Annotated in this window: 17 protein-coding genes; 4 read left to right on the plus strand and 13 right to left on the minus strand. The window is 63.0% G+C overall.

The features are described 5' to 3' along the window. Positions 1-10: 10 nt before the first annotated feature. The gene (locus C725_RS11430) at positions 11-2404 is read right to left on the minus strand and encodes a PAS domain-containing sensor histidine kinase (protein WP_008603106.1); all 2394 of its coding nucleotides are present in this window, start codon (positions 2402-2404) and stop codon (positions 11-13) included. A gap of 273 nt (positions 2405-2677) precedes the next feature. Between C725_RS11430 and C725_RS11435 the strand changes: the two genes are divergently transcribed. Then, entirely contained in the window at positions 2678-5992 is a 3315-nt protein-coding gene (locus tag C725_RS11435) for a TonB-dependent receptor domain-containing protein (RefSeq protein ID WP_149864654.1), read from the plus strand. A gap of 61 nt (positions 5993-6053) precedes the next feature. Here C725_RS11435 and ahcY read toward each other — a convergent pair whose 3' ends face one another. Together ahcY and C725_RS11445 are read right to left on the minus strand one after the other, a co-directional pair. After that, positions 6054-7442 (minus strand): adenosylhomocysteinase, encoded by a 1389-nt coding sequence (gene ahcY / locus C725_RS11440; RefSeq protein WP_008603109.1) that lies wholly within the window; start codon positions 7440-7442, stop codon positions 6054-6056. A 120-nt stretch (positions 7443-7562) separates the two neighbouring features. Beyond that, positions 7563-8123, minus strand: a complete 561-nt coding sequence (locus C725_RS11445) for a YqgE/AlgH family protein (protein ID WP_008603111.1) — start codon at positions 8121-8123, stop codon at positions 7563-7565. Between the two features lie 145 nt (positions 8124-8268). On the opposite strand from C725_RS11445, the gene C725_RS11450 reads away from it, so the two are divergent. Together C725_RS11450 and C725_RS11455 are read left to right on the plus strand one after the other, a co-directional pair. Then, positions 8269-8757: a peroxiredoxin gene (locus C725_RS11450; RefSeq protein ID WP_008603114.1), complete on the plus strand. Its 489-nt coding sequence runs from the start codon at positions 8269-8271 to the stop codon at positions 8755-8757. A 70-nt stretch (positions 8758-8827) separates the two neighbouring features. Beyond that, on the plus strand, positions 8828-10003 hold the full coding sequence (locus C725_RS11455; RefSeq protein ID WP_008603117.1) for an SDR family oxidoreductase: 1176 nt from the start codon (positions 8828-8830) through the stop codon (positions 10001-10003). Here the strand turns inward: C725_RS11455 and C725_RS11460 are convergent. From C725_RS11460 to C725_RS11485, 6 genes are all read right to left on the minus strand, one after another. Continuing rightward, positions 10000-10794, minus strand: a complete 795-nt coding sequence (locus tag C725_RS11460) for an SIMPL domain-containing protein (RefSeq protein WP_008603119.1) — start codon at positions 10792-10794, stop codon at positions 10000-10002. The two genes, C725_RS11455 and C725_RS11460, sit on opposite strands and share 4 nt — an antisense overlap. Positions 10795-10813: 19 nt before the next feature. Further along, positions 10814-12685 carry a M2 family metallopeptidase gene (locus C725_RS11465; RefSeq protein WP_008603121.1) on the minus strand — a complete coding sequence of 624 codons (1872 nt, stop codon included), beginning with the start codon at positions 12683-12685 and terminating at the stop codon, positions 10814-10816. 60 nt (positions 12686-12745) lie between these two features. Further along, positions 12746-13573, minus strand: a complete 828-nt coding sequence (locus C725_RS11470; protein ID WP_243442742.1) for an alpha/beta fold hydrolase — start codon at positions 13571-13573, stop codon at positions 12746-12748. 129 nt (positions 13574-13702) lie between these two features. Then, positions 13703-14749 carry an ATP-grasp domain-containing protein gene (locus C725_RS11475; RefSeq protein WP_008603125.1) on the minus strand — a complete coding sequence of 349 codons (1047 nt, stop codon included), beginning with the start codon at positions 14747-14749 and terminating at the stop codon, positions 13703-13705. Next, positions 14746-15951 (minus strand): tyrosine/phenylalanine carboxypeptidase domain-containing protein, encoded by a 1206-nt coding sequence (locus C725_RS11480; RefSeq protein WP_008603127.1) that lies wholly within the window; start codon positions 15949-15951, stop codon positions 14746-14748. The genes C725_RS11475 and C725_RS11480 overlap by 4 nt, the downstream gene beginning before the upstream one ends. Then, a complete protein-coding gene (locus C725_RS11485; protein ID WP_008603129.1) occupies positions 15951-16769 on the minus strand; it encodes an N-formylglutamate amidohydrolase in 819 nt (272 codons plus the stop codon). Before C725_RS11485 ends, C725_RS11480 begins: the two co-directional genes overlap by 1 nt. 103 nt (positions 16770-16872) lie before the next feature. On the opposite strand from C725_RS11485, the gene C725_RS11490 reads away from it, so the two are divergent. Continuing rightward, positions 16873-17796, plus strand: coding sequence for a glutaminase (locus C725_RS11490; protein WP_008603132.1), 924 nt, complete (start codon positions 16873-16875; stop codon positions 17794-17796). Positions 17797-17832: 36 nt separating this feature from the next. Here the strand turns inward: C725_RS11490 and C725_RS11495 are convergent, their stop codons facing one another. From C725_RS11495 to C725_RS11510, 4 genes are all read right to left on the minus strand, one after another. Then, on the minus strand, positions 17833-18855 hold the full coding sequence (locus C725_RS11495) for an aspartate-semialdehyde dehydrogenase (RefSeq protein ID WP_008603134.1): 1023 nt from the start codon (positions 18853-18855) through the stop codon (positions 17833-17835). Between the two features lie 162 nt (positions 18856-19017). Beyond that, positions 19018-20712 carry an arylsulfatase gene (locus tag C725_RS11500; RefSeq protein ID WP_008603137.1) on the minus strand — a complete coding sequence of 565 codons (1695 nt, stop codon included), beginning with the start codon at positions 20710-20712 and terminating at the stop codon, positions 19018-19020. Positions 20713-20751: 39 nt separating this feature from the next. Beyond that, the gene (locus C725_RS11505) at positions 20752-23463 is read right to left on the minus strand and encodes a TonB-dependent receptor (RefSeq protein ID WP_008603139.1); all 2712 of its coding nucleotides are present in this window, start codon (positions 23461-23463) and stop codon (positions 20752-20754) included. A 380-nt stretch (positions 23464-23843) separates the two neighbouring features. Then, positions 23844-25304: a sulfatase-like hydrolase/transferase gene (locus tag C725_RS11510; RefSeq protein WP_008603141.1), complete on the minus strand. Its 1461-nt coding sequence runs from the start codon at positions 25302-25304 to the stop codon at positions 23844-23846. Positions 25305-25432: the final 128 nt, after the last annotated feature.

Below are 25432 nucleotides of genomic sequence, written 5' to 3' on the forward strand. Positions count from 1 at the left end.
GCTCCATGAGCTAACGGGCCAGGCCAATCGGGCGAGAGGGTTCGGCAAGCGGCGGCCGGCTTTTGCGCGGAAGACGCAGGGTCATGCGCGTACCCTTGCCGACGGCGGACCGGACCTCGATATCGCCGCCGTGCAATTGCACGACTTCCTGCACGAAGGAGAGGCCAAGGCCCACACCCGGTGTCCGCGCCGCATTCGAGGCCTTGAAGAAACGCTCGAAGATGTGCGGCTGGTCCTCCGCCGGTATGCCGATGCCATTGTCGCTGACCGTGATCACCACATCGTTTCCCTCGCTGGCGGCGACGACGTTGATGCGTCCTCCCTCCGGCGTAAAGCGCACGGCATTCGAAAGCAGGTTGTAGACCGCCTGCTGAAGCCGCACGCCATCGGCGGAGAGCGGTTCCATATTTTCCGCCGCCGCGCCGCTGACGACGAGCCTGCGATCCTCGGCCATACCGCGAACCATCGCGATCGCACCGTCCAGAAGATCGCCGATGTCCGCCTCTTCGGCGTTGAGGACGATACCCTTCGCATCGCTGAGCGCGAGGTCGATAATGCCGTTGATCATCACGCGCAGCCGCTCGGCGGAGGTCAGGATCGATCCTACATAATCGGCCTGCTGTTTCGTAAGTTCGCCGGCAAGGCCGGTACTCAACATTTCCCCGAAGCCCGAAATGGCCGTCAGCGGCGTGCGCAGTTCGTAGGACATGTTCTCGACGAACCGGCTCTTGGCCCGATCCGCGGTTTCGAGAGCTTCGTTGCGGTCGCGCAGAGCCAATTCGACCCGCTCCGTATCGGTGATGTCATCGAAGGTGAACAGCGCATTGCCGTCGGGCAAAGGCACGGCGGAGAAGCGTACATAGCGGTCGCCTGTCAGCTCGATCCGGCCGTTGCGTTCCGCCCGGCCCTCGGTGCTGACGCGGATCAGGCCGCGCATCAGTTCCTTGACGCCGCCACCAGCCATCTGCGCCTGCGCACTGCCGAACAGTTCGTCGACATGCGGACTCGATTCCAGCACGTGCGGGGGCACGCCCCACATGATGCGAAAGGCCTGGTTGTAGAATTGCAACCGGCCCGAACTGCCGAAGACCGCCACCGCCTCGTGCAGGTTCTGCAGCGTCGTATCCTGCACGCGGACAAGCTGATCGCGCGAAGAGGCGAGGCGCAGGCGCTCCGACTGATCCTCGAAAATGATGACCAGCCCGCCATCGGGCGCGGGCTGGGCAATGACGCGCAGAACCTCATTGTCCGGCAGCACCCAGGTTTCCTCCAGGCTTCCCTCCGCACTGTGAAACCATTCCCGCCGCTCGGCCTTCCACCCCGGAAAGTCGCGTTGTTCGGGCAAGCGCCGCGCCTCGCGCATGCGCTCCAGCACGCGGTCGAATTCCGGCGCTTCCAGCAGCATGCTTTCATCGAATTTGAACAGGCGCAGGAACGCCTGGTTCGCTGCGATCAGATGCCGGTCGGATCCAAAACGCGCAACGCCCGCGGACAGCCGCGCGAAAATGTTGCTTTGCGCATTCAGCAGCCGGTCGCGTTCGGCCCGGGCGTCCTCCACATCGCTGATATCCAGTGCATAGCCGGCCACCCCGCCGCTTTTCAGCGGAACCTCGGCAATGCGCAGGCGCCGGCGCTCGCCGTCGATGATGGCGGTCTCCTCCCGCACCATCATCTCACCGCTCTCCAGCACCTGCCGCGCCGCGGCATGAGCGCCGGTGGAGAGCGGTCCGGCGAGAAGTTCGGCCCCGGCCTCGACCGCGGCGGCGGGCGTCGCCGCATCGACCGCCCGCGCATAGGCGCCGTTCACCTCGACGAGCTTCAGATTGGCATCGCGCCGCCAGAGCGGCACCGGGGCCTGCTCGATGATCGCGCGGGCCGCCTGCGAGCGCTCGAGTTCGGTGCGCCGCTCCTCCTCCATCGCACGCAGCCGCTCGGCGGTATCCGAAAGGTCGCTGAACCAGACGACCACACCGCGATCGCCCGCCACTTCCGGCGGTGCGCTCACCCCCTCGGCGCGAAGCAGACTGCCATCCACGGTCCTGACCGACATGGTGAAGGGCACGCCGGACACGGCAGCGCTCGATACGGCATTCTCGAAATCGGTGAAATCCGCGCCGTCCAGCCCCGCCGTCTCGCTCGGCCCCAGTTCGGACAGGCGCGAGGCGCGGCTGCCGAGATTGAGCCACCGACGCAGGGTATCGGACATGGTGATGCGCCCGGCGTCGCCGACGATCAGATAGGCCCCCGGCGCTGTCGCGAGCAGTCCCCGCAGCCGCAGCCCCCAGGCTTGCGCGACCTTCACCTGAGCGCCAATCCGCGCCGCCCGTACCACCGCCCAAACCGCCACGAGCAGCCAGGCGCCGCCGACGAGAAACAGCACGGCAATGCCGAGATCGGGGGTCATTGAAGCAATGCCTCGAGCCTTCGGTTAAAGGGCCGGCGGGGCCGCGTGCGAAGATGCGCGAAACTCACCGGCCGAGTATTACGACCCACCGGCGGCGATGACAAGGAAACGCAAGCCTTCGTTCAACCAAGAAGGAGAAGCGGCACATCTTTGCTGCGGCGCACCATTCCAAGTTGACATCTCCGCGTCGATAGGGCTTTCTGCAATAACAAAACAAAGTGGGTCCCGAAAGCCGAGCGAGCGGCGAAGATCTTGTATCGAGGGGGACTATAAATGACGATTATGCGCTCGCTTCGAGCCGCGGTAACATGCGGCTGCTCCTACGCGGCAATCGCGCTGACCACCGCACTGTCTGCACAAACACCGGAACTGCCACTGAATACCGATGGTGAAGAGGCTGCCGGACCGGACTCTTCTGTCATCGTCGTTACTGGCTCACGACTTGAGCGAGACCCGAACGATGTTGCCCCGTCACCGATCACATCAATCTCGGCGCAGGACATTCAGCAGACGGGCGTCGTCGATCCGGCCGAGGCTCTGCGAGAGATTCCTGCGCTGTCGCAGTCCGGCACGATCGTGGACTCCATCGAGAGGGGCAGCGGGGGTGTCGGGCAAGCGACGCTCGAACTGCGCGGTCTCGGCGCCAATCGTACGCTGGTGCTGGTAAACGGCAAGCGCCACGTCGCCGGCGTCGCAGGCTCGCAGATTGTCGACGTGGCCACTATCCCCACAGGCCTCATCGAATCCGTCGAGGTCCTGACCGGCGGCGCCTCTGCCGTCTACGGTGCAGACGCTGTTACCGGCGTCGTCAATTACATATTGAAGGAGGATTTCGAGGGCATTTCAGCCAGCGGGCAGGTCGGCCTTTCGGAAGAAGGTGACGGGTTTACCGGTTCGGCCGACCTGACCATCGGCCGGAATTTCGCGGAGGGGCGCGGAAACATCACGCTTTCCGGCGGCTATTCCCGCATTGAGGAACTGCAGATGGAGGACCGCTCCTATGCCGCCAACAATCGGATCGCCAATGCCGGCCTGACCTATGGCAGCCCCGACCTTCGCTTCCAGAAGGGCGACATTTCCGCCTCCTCGACCCCGTCCTTCTTCGATTATTTCACCGTCGATAATGGTCTGTATCCGTACGGGTTCTCGATCCCTCTACCGGGTTCGGAGACATATGACGAGATTTTCGGCGGGCGGGCGCCGACCGGTGCGGAGCAGGCCCTGATCGACCGCGCACTGGCCGCCCCGTCTAACGCGTTCGAGGCATTTCCCGCCTTCGCCATTTCGTCCAATTCCGGCCTCGTCTTCCGAAATGATTTCGGCTTCTTTCAAGCCGACGTGAACGGCAACGGGATTCAGGATTGCGAAGAGTCCTTCATCGGCTTCACCGGCTTTGGCGGCGGGGGCTGCTATGTCACCACCGAGGGCGGCGGCGTCCGCATCTTCGAGGACGGCACCATCGCCACCGCAACGAACCAGTTCGGCGGCGACGGTGCAGGCGAGAGCAACAGTCCGCAGTCACTCATCCCCGAGAACGAGCGCTATTACATCAACCTGCGTACATCCTTTGAGGTCTCGTCGACAGCCACGCTCTTCTTCGACGGCAAATATGCCCGTTCCGATACCGTGACGCAGAACCCGTACAACACATTTTACGACAGCCTGCTCATCCGCCCCGACAATCCGTTCATTCCCGCTGTCCTGCAAGCCGATGCCGACGATGCCGGCGGCCTGCGTGTCTCCCGCGATTTCACGGACCTCGGCCCTGGTTTTACGGAGGCAGACCGCGAAACGTACCGCTTCGTGGTCGGCATCGAAGGGGAGATGACCGAGCATCTGGATTACGAACTCTACGCGAATTACGGACACTTCAAATCGGACGTCACATTCTCCAATTCCGTCCTCTACGACCGTCTGTTCGCGGCGCTCGACGCGGTCGACGAGGGGCAGTTCCTGACGGGAACCCCAAATGGCAATATCGTCTGCCGCTCCGATCTGGACGGGGGCGCAAATCCCTATCCGGGAAGCGAGATCTTCCCTGTAATCGAACCCGGCTTCTTCACGTTCAATCCCGGCGACGGCCAATGTGCGCCGATCACCCTATTCAACGGCGCACAGTCGGTTTCGCAGGCCGGCGTGGATTTCATCACCACGCCGACAACGAACAAGTTCGAGCTCGACCAGTTCGTCGTGGCAGCGAGCCTGACCGGCGATCTCGGCACGATCGTCACCTTGCAGGGCGGAGCGCCGCAATTCGCTGTCGGCGTCGAAATGCGAAAGGAGGAAAGCACCTCCCGCTTCAACGATTTCACTCGCGGCATTCTTAAGATCGACACGATTGATGGCAGCGCCGGTGATTTTATCGGCGATATCAGCGGCAATCAGGCGCTTGATTTCGATGCCTCTACCCGCACCTTCAATTCGGGCGGCGAATATAGCGTATTCGATGCCTTCACGGAGCTGAATCTGCCGATCCTGTCCGGCCGTCCGTTCTTTGAATCGCTGGAGCTTGCAGGCGCCGCGCGCTTCTCGGATTACTCTACGGTCGGGCAGACATTCACCTGGAATGTGAACGGCATCTGGGCGCCTGTTCCCGACATCCGCTTTCGCGCCACCTATGCCCAAGCCGTGCGGGCCCCGAACATCGCGGAATTGTTCGACCCCGCGCAGGGAACCGTTTTCCGTCCGATCGATCCTTGCGATGTGAACCAGATCCAGGTCCTGCGGCAGAGCGACCCCGCGCGCGCGGACATTCGTCAGGCGAACTGCCTGGCCGATGGCGCGCCAGCCGGATACACCGATCCCCTGACGGCGCGCTTTCCCGGCACGACCGGCGGCAATCCCGACCTGCGGGAGGAGACCGCCAAGACCTGGACAGCCGGCGTTGTCCTGCAGCCGCGTTTCCTGCCCGGCCTGAGCCTGTCGGCCGATTACTACAACATCAGGATCAAGGACGCGGTCGGATCGGTATCCGCTCAGGACATTGTCGACCAATGCTACGACAGCGCCACCTTTCCGAACCAGTTCTGCGGCCAGTTCGACCGCCGCTCCGACTTTGGGCTCGCGTTCTTGCGGCAGACGCAACTCAACTTCGGCCGTATCGAGACGGCCGGGGTCGACGCGACCGCGATCTATCGCTTTGGCCTGGGACGAAACGATTTCACCCTTCGCACGAATGTCGGCTGGGTGGACAAGCTCGATTATTTCTTCGATCCGGCCAACCCGGATGCTGTCGATCCGGAACTGAGCGAGCAGGGGCGGCCGGAATGGCAAGGTACCTTCTCGGCGGCCTGGCAGAACGGCCCCTTCTCGCTACGCTACGGGCTACAGTATCTCGATTCCATGGCGCTGCGCGGAGTGGAGATCGAGACCGCGGACGTCGTAGCGGGACCGCGTGGATTTGCGAAAGAATATTTCATTCACGACGCCACCGTCGGCTATGAATTTTCCGAGCGTATGCGTCTTTACGCCGGCGTGAACAATATCTCGGACGAAAAGCCGTTCCGGAACAGTTCAGCCTATCCGGTATCGCCCTATGGCCGTTATTATTTCCTCGGCCTCAGCGTGCAAACGGCGAACCTCTTCTGATCTAGAAAAAGGGGCGCATTCCAACGGATGCGCCCCTTCCCTTTGATGGTTCGCACAACGTTCAGTAGCGATACGCATCCGTCTTGAAGGGGCCGGTCTTTTCGACGCCGATATAGGCCGCCTGTTCGTCGGTGAGCTGCGTCAGCTTCGCGTTCAGCTTGTCGAGGTGCAGCTTGGCGACCTTCTCGTCGAGATGCTTCGGCAGGACGTAGACCTGGTTCTCATAATCCTCGTAATTCTTCCACAGTTCGATCTGCGCCAGCACCTGGTTGGTGAAGCTGGCGGACATGACGAAGCTGGGATGGCCCGTCGCATTGCCGAGGTTGAGGAGGCGGCCCTGCGACAAAAGGATCATGCGGTGACCGTCCGGGAAAGTGTACATGTCCACCTGCGGCTTCACCTCCACCCGCTCCAGGTTCTTCAGCGCGCCGACCTGAATCTCATTGTCGAAATGGCCGATATTGCCGACGATCGCCATGTCCTTCATCTCGCGCATGTGATCGATGGTGATGACATCCTTGTTGCCGGTCGTCGTCACGAAGATGTCGCCGTGCTTCACGGCCTCCTCCATGGTCATCACGGCAAAACCGTCCATCGAGGCCTGCAGCGCGCAGATGGGATCGATTTCGGTCACGATAACGCGGGCGCCGGCACCGCGCAGAGAGGCGGCGGAACCCTTGCCGACATCGCCGTAACCGGCGACGACCGCGACCTTGCCGGCCATCATGACGTCCGTGCCGCGGCGGATGCCGTCGACCAGCGATTCCTTGCAGCCATATTTGTTGTCGAACTTCGACTTGGTGACGCTGTCGTTGACGTTGATCGCCGGGAACGGAAGCTTGCCCTTCTTGGCAAGATCGTAGAGGCGGTGAACGCCCGTCGTCGTCTCTTCCGAAACGCCGCGAATGGCATCGCGGGTCTTCACGAAGAAGCCGGGGCTTTCCTTCAGGCGCATATTCAGCGCCTTCTGGAACTCCTCCTCCTCCTCGTTCTGCGGCGCGGGAAGCGCCTCGCCCTCTTCGACGCGGGCGCCCCAGATGATGTACATGGTCGCATCGCCGCCATCATCGAGGATCAGATTGCAGGGCTCGCCGTCCCACTGGAAGATCTTGTCGACATACTCCCAATATTCGGCGAGCGTCTCGCCCTTCTTGGCGAAGACGGGCACGCCCGATTCCGCTACGGCCGCCGCGGCGTGATCCTGGGTGGAATAGATGTTGCAGCTGGCCCAGCGCACATCGGCCCCGAGCGCGGTCAGCGTCTCGATCAGCGCCGCCGTCTGGATCGTCATGTGCAGACAACCGGCAATGCGTGCGCCCTTCAGCGGCTTGGCGCTGCCGAATTCCTCGCGCGTCGCCATCAGGCCGGGCATTTCCGTCTCCGCGATGTCGAGTTCGGTGCGGCCATATTTGGCGAGGCTGATGTCGGCGATGATATAGTCGTCGGCCATGGTCTGGGCTCCTGCGGGTCGCTATTCAAAGCGGGTTAGAAAATTGCGCACGGCATAAACGCTGTGCCCGCTTGGGGCAAATATAAAGATTTCTTTATATGCCAAGAACCGGTGCCGGCCTCAGGCGTTCCCCGCCTTGGCCGACAGCATGCCGACGTCGATCCCCTCTCCCGCAAAGGCGGTCTTCCAACGGTCCTCGATGGGCGTTTCCCACAGCAGGTCAGTGTCGCCCGCCGCCGGCATCCAGCCGTGCCGCGTCATTTCCGTTTCCAATTGCCCCTCGCCCCAGCCCGTATAGCCAAGCGCGATCATCCAACGAGCGGGCCCGTTGCCGCGCGCGATATCACGCAGAATGTCGAGCGTGGCCGTCAAAGCCCAGCGGCCCGCGACGGACAGCGTGCCCTGCCCCTCATAATCGGTCGAATGCAGCACGAACCCGCGCGCGGGTTCGACCGGTCCGCCGGCGAAGACCGGCGCCTTCGGCATGTCGCCAACCTCGATCTCGAGCTTCTCGAGAAGCCCGTGCGCGTCGACGTCGCCGCGAATATGGTTGACGACGATGCCGAGCGCCGCCTCCTCGTCATGCGAGCACACGGCGATCACCGCCCGCTCGAAGCGTTCGTCGCCCATGCCGGGCATGGAAAGCAGAAACTGTCCGGATTGAAATTGCGTGTCTGTCATATGGCCTGCCTACCCGCTAGGTGGCGCCCATGCCACGCCTGAACAAGAGGCAGCGCGGCATGAGCCCGGAACAAGCGCGCGGCCGCGTTCGCTTGATGGGCGAGCGATCTGGCGAGGGCAAAATCTTTCAGGAGGAAATGACACCATGACCGTATCCGTAGGCGACACCATTCCCGAAGCGACCCTGACGCGCATGACCAGCGAGGGGCCGCGCCCGGTGAACACCAAGGAATTTTTCGAGGGACGCACGGTTGCGCTGTTCGCCGTGCCGGGCGCCTTCACGCCGACTTGCTCCGCGAAACACCTGCCCGGCTTTGTCGAGAAGGCCGACGATCTGAAGGGCAAGGGCGTCGACGAGATCGCCTGCGTGTCCGTCAACGACACCTTCGTCATGGATGCCTGGGGCAAGAGCGCCGATGTGGGCGAAAAGATCACTATGCTCGCAGACGGCAATGGCGACTTCGCCGAGGCTCTCGGTCTGACGATGGACGGTTCGGGTTTCGGCATGGGCAAGCGTTCGCAGCGCTACTCCATGATCGTGAAGGACGGCCGCGTCGCCGAGCTGAACCTGGAGCAACCGGGCGATTTCCGCGTATCCTCGGCGGAACATATGTTACAACAAATTTCCGGCTGATCGGCGGACCGTGCGGGGGCGTCTTTCGTTGGGGATGAGACACCTCTCTCTCCGACGAAGGACCCCTTTCATGTTCTCCAACCACAAAGCCCTGTCCGATCAGACGATCGTCATCACCGGCGCGTCGAGCGGCATCGGTCTCGCGACGGCCTATCGTGCTGCTGACGCAGGCGCGAACGTCGTTCTCTCCGCCCGAAACGCAGAGGCGCTGGCCGATGCGGCACGCTCGATCGAGTCTCGCGGCGGTGAGGCGGCGTGGGTCGCTGTGGACATTGGCGAGCCCGACGCGGCCGAGCGCATCGGGGCGTGTGCCCAAGAGCGGTTCGGCGGTTTCGACAGCTGGGTGAACAACGCTGCCGCCGCCATGTTCGCGCCTCTTCTTAAAACGGACATGGACGAACATCGCCGCATTTTCGACACCGGCTATTTCGGTCTCGTGAGTGCAAGCCAGTATGCCGCCCGAAAGCTGAAGGACCGGGGCGGCGCCATTATCAATGTCGGTTCCGTGCTTTCGGAACGATCGGTGCCGATCCAGGGCGCCTATTCGGCCATGAAACACGCCGTCGCCGGATTTACCGAGGCGCTGAGGATGGAACTGGAAGCGGAGGACGCGCCCATTTCCGTTACGCTGATCAAGCCGAACGGGATGCAGACCCCCTATCCCGAACATGCCCATAGTGAACTCGACAAGCCGCCGCGCATCCCGCCTGTCGTCTACGATCCGCGCCTCGTCGCGAAGGCCATCTGCCATGCTTGCGCGCATCCGAAACGGGACATCACCGTCGGCGGTCAGGGGCTCGTACTGACGAAGGGCGGCAATATCGCGCCGCGTCTGATGGACAAGGTGATGGAGACGTTCTTCGGCGAATCCGGCCAGACCGACGAGACGCCCGCACGGCCCGGTATGCGCGACAATCTGTTCGAGCCGCGCCGCGACGGTAGCGTCGATGGCAACAAGGATCATTATGTTCGCCGCACCTCACTGGCGCTGGAGGCGCAGTTGCATCCATGGCGAACCGCAGCCATTGCCGGCGGGGCTGCATTGCTGGGCGCCGCGGCGCTGAAACGCAGAAACCACGCGCACGCATCCGGCCGTCCCAGTTTCGGCAGTGATCGCGGCTCTGGCGATGGTGCCCGGCGCGGGAACGGCGCTCATCAGCCGGACGGGCGCGACAGTAGCGCGCAATACCAAGCCGGCATCGCGGACGAACAGATGGTGCCGGAACGAGCCAGCTCCCCCGCCTAATCGGCGAGGACGAAATCGCCCCAGACCCGCGTGGACACCTCCAGACTGCCGGCCTCCAGCGGTGTCGGGGCAGCCGGGGCTGCGCTGTAGCGCCCTCCGGCAATGCGGCTGCCGGTGATAACGACCCGCCCCTCATCACCGCTACCGCGCCGGTGGTCGCCGATGAAGACGATGCGCGCGACACGCTTGCCGAGCGCGGCGGCATAATCCTCCGCCTCGGCCCGTAGGGTCGCGATGGCATCGGCGCGCGCGTCCCGTGCCGCCTCTTCATCATCCTGCAGAACAAAATCCGGGCCGTTCACACTGTTGGCCCCCGCTGCGAAAACCTCTCCGATGAGCGCAGAGGCTCTGTCGAGATCACGAATTCGGATCTCTACGGCGTTCGATGCGACATAGCCGGTGATGCGCGGCGGGTCGTCCCCAGGAACCCGGGGCGCACGCGCGCCCCCATCCTCCCCGGCAAAACGCGGCGAGACATTTATACGCTGCGTCTGGACATCCCGGTCCTCCACGCCCCCGGCCTTCGCCTCTGCAACGATCCGCGCCGCAGCCGCATTGTTCGCGGCCATCGCGGCTGCCACCGTTTCCCCCGCGGTCACGACGCCCGCGGACATGATGGCAAGGTCAGGGACGGCGTCCGATCGACCCTCGGCGGAGAGCTGGAGCAGCGTCTCGCCCTGAGCCAGAACAGGCGCCTGCGCCGACGCCGGATATGAACCGACGGCGGCGCTGGCGAGAACAAGGGCGGCGAGGCCCGCAAGGGAGCGGCATGCGCCTGCACATACGGTCATTCGACCCTCCTCCCTTGGCTCAGCTTGCCGACGACCAGCCGCAGGCGCGGCCCTCGTTCTGCTCCTCCAGCCAGGCCTGCAGTGGCTGGAAATAGGCCAGCATGGCCTTGCCGGACATTTCCCGCGTTCCGGTGAAGGCTTCGAGGGCGTCGGGCCACGGCTTGCTGGCGCCCATGGCCAGCATCTGGTTCAGGCGCTCGCCCACCGCCTTGTTGTTGTAGATGGAGCAGCGGTGCAGCGGCCCCTGCCAACCGGCCTGTTCGCAGGCAGCCTTGTGGAACTGGAACTGCAGAAGCCGCGCCATGAAGTAGCGGGTGTACGGCGTGTTGCCGGGCACGTGATATTTCGCGCCCGGATCGAAGGCATCTGCCGGCCGCTCCCCGCCCGGCGGGACGATGCCCTGATATTCGCGGCGAAGATCGGTCCAGGCCTGATTGTAGGTCGCCGGCGTCACCTCGCCGGAAAAGACCTGCCACCGCCATTTGTCGATCAGAAGACCGAAGGGCAGGAACGCGACCTTGTCCATCGCCTGGCGCAGGAGGAGGCCGATATCCTTGGACTCGTCCGGCACGTTCGCCGGATCGAGCAGGTTCAGCTTCACCAGATAGTCCGGCGTCACCGACAGCGCGATGAAATCGCCCACCGCCTCGTGAAAGCCATCATTGGCGGAATTCTTGTAGAGGAAGGGCTGCTGGTTGTACGCGCGCTGATAGTAATTGTGGCCCAGCTCGTGATGCGCGGTCGTGAAATCGTCGGCATTCACCTTCGTGCACATCTTGATGCGCAGATCGTCGACATTGTCAACGTCCCAGGCGCTGGCATGGCACACGACTTCCCGGTCACGCGGCGCCGTGATCATGCTGCGTTCCCAGAACGTCTCCGGCAGTTCGGCGAAGCCGAGCGAGGAGAAGAACGATTCTCCCGTCTCCACGATCTGGATGGGCGTATAGTCCGCCTGAACCAGCAGGTCGGTCAGGTCGTAGCCAAGGTCGCCGGCACCCGCCGGGGCGACGACGTCATAGATGTTGCCCCATTCCTGCGCCCACATATTGCCGAGAAGGTCGGCGCGGATCGGACCGGTCGCCGGCTGCACCTCGTCGCCGTACTTCTCGTTCAGCCGGGCACGGACATAGCAGTGGAGCTGGTCGTAGAGCGGCTTCACCTCCTGCCAGTTACGGTCGAGGAGGGCGGCGAACTCGTCCGGTGCCATGTCATAGCCGGACCGCCACATCGCGCCGGTGTCGGCGTAGCCCAGTTCCTTCGCCCCGGCGTTGGAAATCTCCACGAAGCGCGCATAATCGTCCTTCATGGGCGCGCCGATCTTGTGCCAGGACGTCCACATTTCCTGCAGTAGCGCCGGATCGCGCACGGTGCCCATCAGCGCCTCCAGATCGTTGCCGCGCGTCACCTCTCCCTTGTAGGTGCCGGTTCCCTTACCATAGGCGGACTGAAGGCCAGTCAGGAGCGTCGACAGTTCGTCGGCCGCGCCAGGCACATTGGGGGCCGGTGCCGTCAGACCCTGCCGCAGCATGTTCAGCTTTCGGCTGGTGTCGTAGTCGAGGCCCGGAACGTCGACATATTTCGCCGCCTCGTTCGCCAATTCGACGCCGAGTTCGGTATATTCCGCACCCGCGCGGGCCGCCAGGTAATCGGTATCGACGGTGATGTGCGTCGCGTTCACCCACGCCGCCTTCCCCGCATAGACGCTGAGTTCCGCCAGCCGCTTTTCCGCATCGGCGACAAAGGCAGCCGCGTCTGCCGCGGTCGGAGCGGCGCCATCCGCCTGGGACGCGGTTTCGCTGGCACCCGTGGCCGGACTCTGCGCGGAAGCTGCCGCGCAGCCGGACAGGATGGCGGCCGCCAGCGCGGCGGTGGAAATCTGCTTCAACATGGTGATGCCCCTCAGCTCACAAAAAGATCGTTTCGTTTGAAAGCGAATGCCGCGCTGCCGTCAAGCGGATGGCGGCGAACCGAAGAACGCGGCCAGCGCCTCCCCAAGATCGGGCTTGGTCACCGACGACATATGCGTGCCGGCGATTTCGGTGAACGCCGCGTCCGGCAGATGTGCGGCAAGTGCCTTTGCATCGGCGAGATACTTGTCCTCCTCGCCGCAGATGACGGCGGCGGGAATGTTCATATCGCCGAGCGCCGCGCGGTCCGCGTCGCGCAGTGTGTGCAGCAAGTGACGCGCGGCAGTCAGGTCGACCTTGTTGGTCTTGAGGAACTGCTGCGTGAAATACTCCTCGCTGCCCGGCTTGTGCGTGCCGAATGTGTCGATGATGCCGACATATTCGCCAATGCTGGTGCCGCGATCATGATCGCAAATGCCCTCCAGTCCCATGCCGCACAGGGCAAGGCGGCGGGGCGCCAGCCCGTCGAGAACGCCGATCGCCGCCGTTCGCGCACCCAGCGAGAAGCCCGCCAGATCATAATCCTGAATTCCCAAATAATCCGTCCATGCGGCCAGATCCTTTTCGAGAACGCCTGTCGGATAGGCCGCCTCGTCTTCCGGCGCCGCGCTGTCGCCATGCACCCTGAAATCGAGCATCAGGCAGCGATAGCCGGCGTCGGCCAGCCGCGCCGCCGTGCCGAATTTGATCCAGTTCACCTCCGCGCTTGAAAACAGGCCATGCATGAGGAGGAGCGGCCGCCCCGCCCCCACCTCGTGCCAGGCGAGTTCGGTGCCATCGAAACTCTCGAAACGGTGGGTCCGGCTCAGGGAAGCCTCCTCTGGTGCAGGGCGGCGGCGCAACAGGTGCCGCCGGGGCGAAGTTGACAAAGTGTACACTCATACACGCGCACATGCGCGGGAGAGCGGCGATCCGGCCTCGGATCCTGTCCGACATCTTGTGGCCGACGCGGTCCTATTTTGGAAGCAGGAAGACGCGCGCCCTCAAAACGCGACGTGTCACAACACGGCAAGCTGCAGGTTGTTCAGCGAGCCGCCATACTGCTCCTTCAGACGCACCTTGCGTTCCAGATCGTCGAGGATCGCGCCGCAGAAATCGACGCCGCTGAGATCTTCCAGGAAGTTGATGCCGCCGGGCGTGTCGACGTTGATCTCCATCATCTTGTCGCCGACGATGTCGAGACCGCAAAGGTACATGCCGTCCTCGATCAGCTTCGGTCCGGCAAGCTCCGCCACCTTCAGCATATCCTCGTCCGGTTCGATCATCTCCACGCCGCCCCCGGCGGAAATGTTGGAGCGGTGATCCTCCGTCTGACTGAACCGGTGCAGACAGGCATAGGTGTCGCCCACCTTCAGCGGCCGGCCGTTCAGCGTGATCATGCGAATGTCGCCGTCCTTCGCCTTCGCCAGATATTCCTGCACGATGGCATAGCCGTCGCGGGTCACGGCCTCGATGATCTGGTTCATGTTCCGGCCCGACTTCTTGTCGATGATGAAGACGCCCTGCCCGCCAGAACCCTGAAGCGGCTTGATAACGGCCTTGCCGCCCTTCTGTGCGTCGACGAAGCGCTTCACCTCCTCCGGCTCGCGCGTGATCAGCGTCTTCGGCCGCACGCTTTCCGGGAAGTGCTGGAAATAGGTCTTGTTGACCGCGTCCGTCAGGTGCTTGGGATCGTTGAGGACGATCGTGCCGCTCTTTGCCGCGATCTGCGAGAACAGCAGCCCGGCGGCCGGCGCCCAATCGCGCGTCCCCATTTCCTGGGCGGGATCCGATCGCAGCATCAATATGTCGTAATCGGCAAGGCAGATACGCTCACGCTCGCGGTTCGTCTGTATCTCCTCAAGGAAGGCCTCGTCCTTTTCGAACTTCGTCTTTCCGACGAGGGTCGCCATCGCGCAAATCTCCCCCTCGGGATCGTAGATGAAGTCGCCAAGGCCGATCAGTGCCACCGTATGCCCGCGGGCGCTGGCGATACGGCTGAGGCGGATAGTGGTATAGTTCGACTGCTCGGTGGCGAGATCGTTGATGACGAAGGCGAGCTTCATGCGGGGGCTTTCTGATAGAGTTCGGTGACGGAAATCGTGCGGACATGGTCCAGACGGTCCCGCGCGGCGGGATCTTCGAGATAGCGGGGCAGGAGCGCGGGAGGCATGACGATGCCCTGCTCCCGCAGCGTTTCCAGGGTGTGAATGTGCTTCAACGCGAACTTGCCGATAAACAGCGCCTCGAAATCGCCATCGTGATTCAGATAGCGAACGAGGTCCGACAGGCCGGACAGATAAAGCGCGTCCTTCGTCATGCCCCCGCCGCGCAGCGCCCGAATGGTCGTGGAGAAGGACAGTTCCTCCCCCATGTGACAATGATCGTACATGGCCGCGAAGATTTCGGCCGGTGATTTTTCCTGCAGCGCCATGTGCGCGGCGATGACCCTGGCCGCGAGCGTACGCAGCCGCATGGGCGGCAAATAACCGGACAGATACTCGGACAGGACGCCAAGCCCCTCCTGCAAGGCGTCATAATCGGCCAGACCGACCTCGAGCGTTCTCAGCGGCTGCTGGCGCCCATTGTAACGCGTGACGACATGGGTGCCGATCTCATGCCCCATCAGCGGGATCATATGGCTGACCGGAACGCGGTAGTCGCATGCCACATGCAGATTGCCCTGCGAAACGAAGACGTGGGTGCCCGGATGCGGATCGACCACGACCTCGGCCGCAAGCTCGGGAATGCGGTCGCGGTACCAGGCGAGCTCTTCCCGGGCGAGTTCGCAGAACGCCTCGCAATCCGCATCGCGCGGTTCGGGCTCCTGTGCGGGCACACTCTCGATGATCTCCTCCGCTTCGTCGAGGAGACGAGTGCTCACATCGCCGAAGAGATCGAGGCTGGCCTGGATAAAGCCCTTGCCGCCGCGCAGGCGGACAAGTTCAAGCTGACGGTCGAGTTCCCGCTGCTTTTCCATCAGCAAGGCCTCGACGAGTTCGTTCTCGATCTCTCGCACGGGAAGCGCGAACAGTTCGCGGCGCATGCCCTCCAGGTCGTCCAGGCCGGCATCGTATCGGAGCGCGGGCATGTCGCGGAAACCGGATACCTTAAAGCCTGCAAAGACATCGTCGAGGTTCACCGGCGTCAAGCGGCTGAGCCAGTCGATACGTCCGTCCATTTCGCTGAGCGTATCGTCCACCCTGTGCGCCGCACTGCACAGGCCGGGCGCCTTCTCCGCCGGATCGGCATTGCCACGCGCCGCCATCACGACAGTCCGGCAAGATCGGCACGCGCCCCCGCCACCGCACGCAGTACGCCGCCGCGCAGATGTTGCAGCGCAAGGATATTGGCCTGCTCGCCCCACTCGTTCATGAAGAATTTCTTGTATTCCAGCGTGACGGTGCAGGCGGCGTCGCCATAGGTGGCATAGACCCATTCGGGGAAATGGCCGCCGTCGGGAAAGCGCTTGTTGTGACGCACATCGGGCGTGTTCCCGCATACCGGCTCCGCGCGCAGCGTTTCGGTGAAGCGGTTCAGCAGATCGCCGTAAATGTCATGGTTCAGTTCCGTCACGCCCAGGTCGATGTCGGGATTGCCCTCCTGCGGCGCCGGATCGCCATCCGGCCCCTCCCGCATGTGATTGAAGCTGTGGAGGTCGAGAACCAGAATCCGGCCATACCGGGCGATCATGCGCTCGATAACCGCACCGATCTCGGCGTAGAAGGCATCGTGCAGCCGGCGGGAGGCCTCCATCTGTTCCTCCGGAAGATCCTCCGACCAGATTTTGAGGCCCCAGGTCTTTTCGGGATCGCTGGTGATGCAGAGGTCGCGGGACCGGTTGAGATCGCATTCGAAGCGCGAGCGGTTGGCGCGCGCGACATTGCCCGCCGCGGTCAGGAAATAATCCGTCATCGGGTCCTCCTCCCGCAGCCGCGTCTGCTCGTCGGCGACCAGCCAGGGATCGAGTTCCTTGCGGATGCGGTGGCCGGCATGGATGGAGGTGGCCAGAATTGGCCCGCCGCTTGCCAGAATGTTCCAGGGCGCCCCGTTTACAGGGTCGTCGTGAAGAGTGTCGCTATCCATGCATGCCTGAATGTCTGGCGGCGATGATGGTTCAGAATCGCCGCGCGGCAGGTGCGCCGCTGCGGCTTCCGCAGAACGCCGCGATCGGCTACCCCCTCGCGCCATGGACCTGCAAGAGATCGTCGACGACACCTATCGCGCGCTTGCCGACAGCCGCGGTGCGGGCAAGGTCGCCGACTATATCCCGGCGCTCGCCGAGGTGGATGCTGCGAAGTTCGGTATCGCGGTGGTGACGCCAGACGGCAGGCGGTTCACGGCCGGCGACGCGGCGGAGCCCTTTTCCATACAAAGCATATCGAAGGTGTTCGTGCTGGCGCTCGCCATCGACCGGCACGGCGACGCGCTGTTCGACGTGGTCGGGCGCGAACCGTCCGGCGATCCGTTCAATTCCATCGTGCAGCTGGAGCGGGAACGCGGCATCCCGCGCAATCCCTTCATCAATGCGGGCGCCATCGTCACGACCGACCGCCTGATCGACAGGCGCAGCGACGAGGACGCGTTCGACGAGCTGGTGTCGCTGCTGCGCAAGCTGGCGCGCGACGACAGCGTCGATTACGACCGCGACGTGGCGCAGTCGGAAAGCCGCACCGGCGCGCGCAACCGCAGCCTGGCCTACTTCATGGAGGATTTCGGGCGCCTGCTAAATCCCGTCGAAACGGTCCTTGGCGTTTATTTCCGGCAGTGCGCCCTCACCATGTCGTGCGAGCAATTGGCCGAAGCGGCGCTGTTCCTGGCCTGCGACGGCGTCGATCCGGAAACCGGACACCGCGTCACGACGACCGCCCGTTGCCGCCGCATCAATTCGCTGATGCTGACCTGCGGCCATTACGACAATAGCGGTCAGTTCGCCTTCGAAGTCGGTTTTTGCGGCAAGTCCGGGGTTGGCGGCGGTATCCTGGCCATCGTGCCGGACCGAGCCTCCATCGCCGTCTGGTCGCCCGGCCTGAACCGCGAGGGCACCAGCCTTCTGGGTGCCCGCGCGCTGAGGGAGATCGCCGAGCGGACCGGCTGGTCGATCTTCGGATAAGGGGCCGGGCGGCCGGACGGGCGCCGGGCTGCGCCTCTAGCCCTTTTGCAGTTGCTTGCGGCCGAGAAGTTCCGCGATCTGCACCGCGTTCAGCGCCGCGCCCTTCCTCAAATTATCGCTGACGCACCACAGGTTCAGGCCGTGCTTCACCGTCGGGTCCTTGCGAATGCGGCTGATATAGGTCGCATATTCGCCGACGCATTCGACGGGGGTGACGTAGCCGCCATCCTCCCGCTTGTCGACGACCATGCAGCCCGGCGCCTCCCGCAGGATCTTCCGCGCCTCCTCGACACTCAGCTCGTTCTCGAACTCGATATTGATGCTTTCGGAATGGCCGACGAAGACCGGCACGCGCACGCAGGTTGCCGTCACCTCGATATCGGGATCGAGGATCTTGTGCGTTTCGGCGATCATCTTCCACTCTTCCTTCGTGGAGCCATCCTCGAGGAACTTGTCGATATGCGGAATGACATTGAAGGCAATCTGCTTCGTGAAGACCTCATTCTCCTTCGGGTCCCCAACGAAGATGGCGCGCGTCTGGTTGAAGAGCTCGTCCATCGCCTCCTTGCCGGCACCCGACACCGACTGATAGGTCGAAACGACCACGCGCTTGATCGTCGCTGCGTCGTGCAGCGGCTTCAGCGCGACGACCATCTGCGCGGTCGAGCAGTTCGGGTTGGCGATGATGTTCCGCTTCATCTTCGTGACGGCATCGGGATTCACCTCCGGCACGACCAGCGGCACGTCGGGCTCCATGCGGTAAAGCGAGGAATTGTCGATGACGATGCAGCCTGCCTTTGCCGCGCGGGGGGCGTACTCCTTCGTCGGGCCGGAACCTGCCGCGAACAGCGCGATATCCCAGCCGGTAAAATCGAAGTGCTCGATAGACTGAACCTTCAGCTCCTCGCCCGTGTCGCCGAAATCGATCATGCGGCCCTGGCTGCGGCTGGAGGCGACCACCGCCAGCGCATCGAGCGGAAATTCACGCTCCGACAGGATGTTCAGCATTTCGCGGCCGACATTGCCGGTCGCGCCCACCACGACGACGCGGTAACCCATAATCTCCGTCCTTCTCAGCTTTTCAGAGCCAGCGCTTAAGAGGTGCAGCGCAGCGGCGCAACGCACCCGTATCGGGATCGCTTCACGGAGCCTTGCAAAGCGGCGGGAGGCAAATGGCAACCTTCGGCAAGCTTGGCGCGGGTATCCCCCTCGTCGTTCAGCTCAATGCTCCCGCACTCCGCTTGCGGACCGGCTGCTTGTGGTCATCGGCGCGCCCCAGTCGGCCCGGCGAACATCGTCAGTCCATTCATCGACATAGGTGCGTTCGGCCCACTGATCCCATGCTGCAGCCATCGCCCTGAGACGCGAGGGGTGCGCCCGTGCCAGATCCGTTCGTTCGGTGCGATCGGTGTCCATGTCGAACAATTGCCAGGGATAGCCGAGCCGCTTCACAGCCTTCCACCGGCCATCGCGTACCGCGCGATTTCCTTCGTGCGCCCAGAACAGTGGCTTGTCGCGGAGCGCCGTCCGCCCCCTCAGTAAGGGGGCAAGACTCATTCCCTCCAGCGGCAGGATCGCGCTCCGGCCGAAATTTTCGGGATAGGGCGTGTCGGTCAGGTCCAGAAGCGTCGGCATGATGTCGATCACATGAGCAGGGGTCCGCTCCAGGCGGCCCTGTAGGTCGGCCGCGATACCGGCTGGCCAATGTGCGATCAGCGGCGTGGCGATGCCGCCTTCGTGCGTGAAATGCTTGAACGAATGAAACGGCGTGTTCTGGAGCACCGCCCAATTCATGCCTGCCCAGACATTGCTGTTCGGGCCGCCCCAGGGTTCGGCACCCGTACGGCCTTGCGGCCCGGATTCAGCGTTTCCACCATTGTCGGACAGGAACAGGATCAGCGTATTGTCGAATTGACCGGTCCCCTTCAGGTGCGCCGTCAACCGGCCGACGGACCGGTCGATGCGGCTGATCGTTGCGGCATAGACCGCCATTATGCGGTCGAAGCGTTCTTTTTCCTCTTCCGACAGCGAATCCCAATCGTCGGCGGCCTCCGACACCTTGCCCAAGCCGGTGTTCGGTCCGATCAGGCCCATCTGCTGCTGCCGCTCGAAGCGCTCCTTACGCAGTTCGGCCCATCCGGCGCGATATTTCCCGGTAAAGCGTTCGATATCCGGCTGCGGCGCCATCAGCGGGAAATGCGGCGCGGTGTGGGCCAGATAGAGGAAGAACGGCTTCTTCTTCTCCCGCGCCTCATCGATGTAGCGCATGCCCCAGTCGGTCCACAGATCGGTTCCATACCAATCGTCGCCGAGCGAGGGGTCGTTCAGCCCTATGCGCTTGCCGTCGCGCAGCAGATGACGTCTAGCGCGGCGCCGACCGAATGTCTGGTCGGAAAAATAAATGCCGCCCGCGACAGCCGACAGCGACCGGTCGAACCCGCGCGTGGCCGGCGTCGTCCCCGGCCGATTGCCCAGGTGCCACTTGCCCGTCATCGCCGTCATATACCCGGAGCGGCGTAGCAACTGGGCGATCGTCACGCTGCGCTCGTGCAGCCTTCCGAATGTGCCACGCGACTGCGGCTCGATCTTGCCCGACAGATATCCCATGCCCGCCTGGTGCGGATTGAGGCCGGTCAGCAGGGCTGCGCGCGTCGGGCTGCAGCGCGCATTGTTATAGAACTGGGTGAAGCGCAGGCCTGTTTTCGCCAGCGCATCGATATTGGGGGTGGGGATTTCACCCCCATAGCTGCCAAGGTCGGAAAACCCCATATCGTCGACCAGGATCATGACGATATTGGGCGGGCTTTCCGCTGTCGTCCGCGGTCGGGGCGGCGACGCGGCACTGGCCACGCTCGCCAGCATCGACCCCGCGAGCGCCAAGGCGAAGCTTTTCATAAAGCGGCGACGTGCGATCATTCACGCTCTCCCGACCCGTTGGACATGGCGACGTTTTACCTAGAAGCGGAAACGAACCCCCACGCGATACACGGTCTCCAGGAAGCGGGTCTGCCAGGGATAGACCTGCCCTTCCTGATTGAACTGGCGATGGTTCGTTGCCGCAGCGCCAAGAAGGTTGGCGATGCTGAAGGCCAAGGTGACATTCCGGGTGGGATCGATCGTTCCGTTAATGTCGAGCGTGCCGCGGCCATCCTCGATGATCGGCAACGTCGGACCGAGCACCGCATTGCCCAAAGCGGGATCGTTCACGCGGCTGTATCGAACCACGTAGTTGGAACGGTAGTTGTAGGACGCCCGGGCGGAGAAAAAGCGGCTGTCATAGAAGATCCCGGCATTGGCGATATGGTTGGAAATGCCAGCCAATCGCTGCTTGCCGGGCAGCGTTTCCGCCAGCTCCTGCGGCAATTCGGACTCATGATCGATGTAGGTATAATTCGCCATGACTCCGAAATTCCGCACCCAATCCGGCGCGCCCGGGAACCGAAGGAAGGAGCGGAACGCGGTCTCGATGCCACGCAGCCTGCCGTCGCCTCCATTGAACGGCCGGGTGACACGCAGGCGGCCAAATTCGGCATCTTCCACATCGCTGGTGAAGTTCGAGACGAAGCCGGTAACTTCGCGATTGAACGCGCCGAAGGTCAGCGAGCCGCTTCGCGTGAAATACCACTCCAGCGATGCGTCGTAATTCTGCGACCTGACGGGATCGAGCTCTGCGTTGCCGCCTGTGGATACACGGACGCAATCCGGATCGTTGGGATCGATGTTGCAGGTCGTCGATGGCGCGCCGATCGTCAGCGAAGGATTCAGATCGCCGAAGCCGGGGCGGCTGCGCGTTTCCGTATAGGCGAGGCGGAATTGCAGCTCCGGCGTAATGCGCAGGCGCGCGCTCGCGTTGGGAAGGAAATCGGTATAGCTGTTGTTGTTCGACACCGGCACTGTGGTCGTGACGCCGCCTGTCGTGCTCCGATCGAAACCGTTGATCTCGTTTTCCGTGTGAACGGCCCGCAGTCCGACGAGACCATCGACCGTCATCATGCCGAGGTCGAAGGCGTAGCGGCCTTGAAGATATCCGGCGTAGGCCTTCTCGTTGCCGAAAAACACCTCTTCGAGCGGCGCGCGTTCGGCAGGCAGGCCGACAATGTCCCTGAGCGCAGGCAAGTTCGCCAGCAGGCTGTCGGGCGTGGGCGTCAGGAACGTGCGCGTGATCCTTGCGTCATCGCCGCGGAAACCCGGCGAGGTCCCGGTATACTCCAGGGGCAGGAGCGGGAAGAACTGACCGCCCGGCGCCACGCCGCTTTCCGTGTAGTTCGATTGATCGAAGTCGCGCGTGTTGAACCGGATGCCGGTTTGCAGGTTGGTGAGCATTCCCGATCCGAGCCGATAGTCCAGATCGAGCCGCCCCTGCCAATCACGACCATGGTTGCGAGAGCCGTTCTGACCGAGACCTGTCATGCGGTAGCGCGCGGGGTCGGTCAGATCGTCGTCAAGCACCACAACGGTCCCGCCGCCGACGCCGCTGTCGATATCGAAATCGAACGCGCGCGTGGCTTGGGGCACAATTCCGCCAAAGTTGAAATTCAGCCCGTTCTGCGTGAACGTCGAATCCGTGAACGCGACGTCGCCGGTTATTTCCAACCTGTCACGGTCCCAGATGAAGCCGGTGCCGGCCTGATACGTGTCCGTGTGGGCGTCGATCGCCCGCTGTACGCCCGTGGGAAAGCCGCCGGCGCTCGCCGTCATGCTCTTTACCTGGTCGGTGCCGGGGATCAGGACGACGTCGCTCAGGTTCGCCCGCTGACCGGAATTGACCTGAAGATTGCGACCGAAACCGGTGTTGCGATACCCCTGAAACAGGAAGTCCGCGTAGAATTCAAGCTCGGTCGTCGGCCGCCATTGCAGCGCCGTCGCGACGGAGGGGCGCGACCGATCGGCCGTGTTGTAGTTGATGTTGACGAAGGACGGGTAGCGGATCGTGCCGAGTCCGGCGACTTCGCGCTGCAAAATCTGCTGGCTGACATTGCGAGATGAATCGAGGAACTTGATTTCGGTATAGGAGCCCTCCACCAGGAAGCCGATATCGCCGATGCCCGTCTTCCAGCGCTTGCTGACAAGCAGGTTCGCATCGATCCCAAACTTCTGCGATTGGTGCCAGTGCACGCCGTTGAGACCGCCGGCGATGCGGTCTCCCCGGAAATTCAGCGGCTTGCGCGCACGGACATCGATCAGTCCGGCGATGCCGGGCTCGATAAGATCGGCACTGCCCGACTTGTAGACGTCAAGGCGCGCTATGCTGCTTGAGGGGAAATCCTGAAGCGCAACGGAGCGCCCCTGACCGGTGAACAGCTGGCGTCCATTATAGGTCGTGGTGATATTGGGCAGACCCCGTATCCGCGTGCCGGCGGCGGTACCATTCGCGTAATCGACCTGTACGCCGGTAAGGCGAGCAAGCGATTCCGTGGCGGTCACATCTGGCAGCTTGCCGATGTCCTCCGCCACGATGGATTCCACGATCTGATCCGATTCCCGCTTGATCGATTGTGATGTTTCGATGCTGCGCTGGATCGCCGTGATGACGATCTCTTCGGATTGGGACGTGTCGTCGGGCGGACTTTCGACCGTGACGGTTTCGTCCTGCGCCATCGCGCCGGTCGGAATTGCGACAAGCGCGAACGCAGATGTCGTGCACGCAAGAATAACTCGATTTTGCATTCGAACCCTCCCCAGGAATCCTCTGCAAATCGATATATACGAATTATCATATGAGTCAAAAGCGACATAAGAATTGTGACGACTTTACGCCAATTCATGGATTTTCGCATTCGCAGCATGAGAACTTCGGCGGTGAAAACCTGACGCCTAAACTGTCAAATTTTCTAACGCCCTCACCTGGAACGGTGATTCTGTCCTTGATTGCAGACCTCGCGAAGATTTGCCCTCAAGAAAGAAAACTGCGCCTTCATTTCGGCACCGCTCGAGGCTGGTAGTGCGATGGCGAAATATATTCCGTCCCGCAGCATTAGATACTATTAATCATATTCCTGTTCTGGCCCCGTGCGGGGCTTTTCAGCTTTGTGGTGCATCGCTCGACTCTAGCGGGAGCGGCGCGGCGTAGCCGGCGGCGGGAGACTGGCAATCCAGTTCGCCAACTTTTTCGACAAGGTCTCCAAAATGTCTGGGGAATCGGCCGTTCGATCACGCTGTTCGGCGGGGTCTTGCTCGATATTGTAAAGTTCGGCTCCGCTGCCGTCCGCGTTCATCAGCAGCTTCCACGCGCCTGCACGGATGGCGTAAAGCGGCCCGAACGCCTCGCGCCCGGGGCGGGCGACATGGCTGTAGAGGTCTGGCCGCGATGTCATCGGCGTGCCGCGCCAAGCGGCGGAAACGTCGACACCGTCGATCCCGGCCGGCGTGGGGGCACCGGCGATCCCTGCCAGCGTCGGCAAAAGATCGACCGCCTGCACCACGCTGTCGGGATCGCGGCTTCCCGCCGGCACCTGACCCGGCCAGCGCACGATCAGCGGCTGGCGCACGCCGCCTTCGTAAAGACTTGCCTTGCGGCCGCGATAGGGACCGGCCGAACCCGGCGCGTCCGCTCCGATCGTGGGTCCATTGTCGGACGTGAAGACGATCAAAGTTTCGTCCAGTTCGCCCGCCGCGCGCAGCCCCTCCACGAGCTGGCCGATCTCGGCATCCATCGCGACCAGCACGGCGAGGAAATTGTCCTCGCGCGGGTTTCGCCCCTTACCCTCGGTCTCTGCCAGCTGCTCGGCGCTGGGCACCCAGGGCGAGTGCATGTCGGTCAGCCACAATTGCGCGAACCAGGGCTCATCCTTGTTGCGGCGGACGAAATCGAGTGTCGTGTTCACAAAGCGATCCGTGAGCTGCGCGCGTGGAAGCCATTCCAGCGGCCCCTGGCCCAGCCTGGCGCTTTGTTCGCCGAGCGTGTTGGTCAGATCGGTCGGCAGGACGCGGGGTCCGAGTCCTTCCCACTGCACATAGCTTTCGTCGAATCCGTAAGCTGTCGGCAACGGCGCATCGCCGATATCCCGGCCGCCGCCCAGATGCCATTTGCCAAAATGCCCGGTCTTGTAGCCCGCCTGCCGCAAGGTGCGAGGCAATGTCGGCAATTCGGGATCAAGCCAATCCGCCTGGTTGAACGCGGCGTTCCGGCGGCGATTGTCGATGAAGGTGACGAAGCGATCACGGGCTGGAAAGCGCCCGGTCATGAAACCTGCACGCGATGGCGAACACAGCGGAGAGGCGTCATAGAATTGCGTCATCACGATCCCATCGTGAGCGAGCGCATCGATATTGGGCGTGGCGACAAGGCGATTGCCGGTAATCGACAGGTCCCCATATCCCATGTCATCGACCAGCACGAACAGGATATTGGGCTGGACCGGGTGCTGTGCCGATTCCGGGGCCGGTTCCGGGGCGCTTGCGGGCGCCGCGCCGGGTTCGGTGAGTGCCGGCCCCGCGCCGAGTGCGGCGGCCATCAAGGTGGCAGCGAGACCGATCGCCTTGCGACGGAAATACCTTCGTCCTCTCACGCCACCCCCGATTTGAATTTTTATATCTTTGAAAGGCTATTATCGCATTATTATGATTTAATCAAATGCTCGTCGGGAAGAGATGCCCGGAGGAGCGGGACGCTTACTTCCAGACGCGGCTTAAATCG

The organism is Pacificimonas flava (genome assembly GCF_000342165.1).
GTDB lineage: Bacteria > Pseudomonadota > Alphaproteobacteria > Sphingomonadales > Sphingomonadaceae > Pacificimonas > Pacificimonas flava.

Excerpts from the sequence above, each read along its gene's own strand:
- C725_RS11475 (WP_008603125.1), bottom strand. The coding sequence starts at position 14,749 with ATGAAGCTCGCCTTCGTCATCAACGATCTCGCCACCGAGCAGTCGAAC.
- C725_RS11430 (WP_008603106.1), bottom strand. The coding sequence starts at position 2,404 with ATGACCCCCGATCTCGGCATTGCCGTGCTGTTTCTCGTCGGCGGCGCC.
- C725_RS11490 (WP_008603132.1), top strand. The coding sequence starts at position 16,873 with ATGGACCTGCAAGAGATCGTCGACGACACCTATCGCGCGCTTGCCGAC.
- C725_RS11435 (WP_149864654.1), top strand. The coding sequence starts at position 2,678 with ATGACGATTATGCGCTCGCTTCGAGCCGCGGTAACATGCGGCTGCTCC.
- C725_RS11495 (WP_008603134.1), bottom strand. The coding sequence starts at position 18,855 with ATGGGTTACCGCGTCGTCGTGGTGGGCGCGACCGGCAATGTCGGCCGC.
- C725_RS11500 (WP_008603137.1), bottom strand. The coding sequence starts at position 20,712 with ATGATCGCACGTCGCCGCTTTATGAAAAGCTTCGCCTTGGCGCTCGCG.
- C725_RS11450 (WP_008603114.1), top strand. The coding sequence starts at position 8,269 with ATGACCGTATCCGTAGGCGACACCATTCCCGAAGCGACCCTGACGCGC.
- ahcY (WP_008603109.1), bottom strand. The coding sequence starts at position 7,442 with ATGGCCGACGACTATATCATCGCCGACATCAGCCTCGCCAAATATGGC.
- C725_RS11485 (WP_008603129.1), bottom strand. The coding sequence starts at position 16,769 with ATGGATAGCGACACTCTTCACGACGACCCTGTAAACGGGGCGCCCTGG.
- C725_RS11480 (WP_008603127.1), bottom strand. The coding sequence starts at position 15,951 with ATGGCGGCGCGTGGCAATGCCGATCCGGCGGAGAAGGCGCCCGGCCTG.
- C725_RS11445 (WP_008603111.1), bottom strand. The coding sequence starts at position 8,123 with ATGACAGACACGCAATTTCAATCCGGACAGTTTCTGCTTTCCATGCCC.
- C725_RS11505 (WP_008603139.1), bottom strand. The coding sequence starts at position 23,463 with ATGCAAAATCGAGTTATTCTTGCGTGCACGACATCTGCGTTCGCGCTT.
- C725_RS11460 (WP_008603119.1), bottom strand. The coding sequence starts at position 10,794 with ATGACCGTATGTGCAGGCGCATGCCGCTCCCTTGCGGGCCTCGCCGCC.
- C725_RS11455 (WP_008603117.1), top strand. The coding sequence starts at position 8,828 with ATGTTCTCCAACCACAAAGCCCTGTCCGATCAGACGATCGTCATCACC.
- C725_RS11465 (WP_008603121.1), bottom strand. The coding sequence starts at position 12,685 with ATGTTGAAGCAGATTTCCACCGCCGCGCTGGCGGCCGCCATCCTGTCC.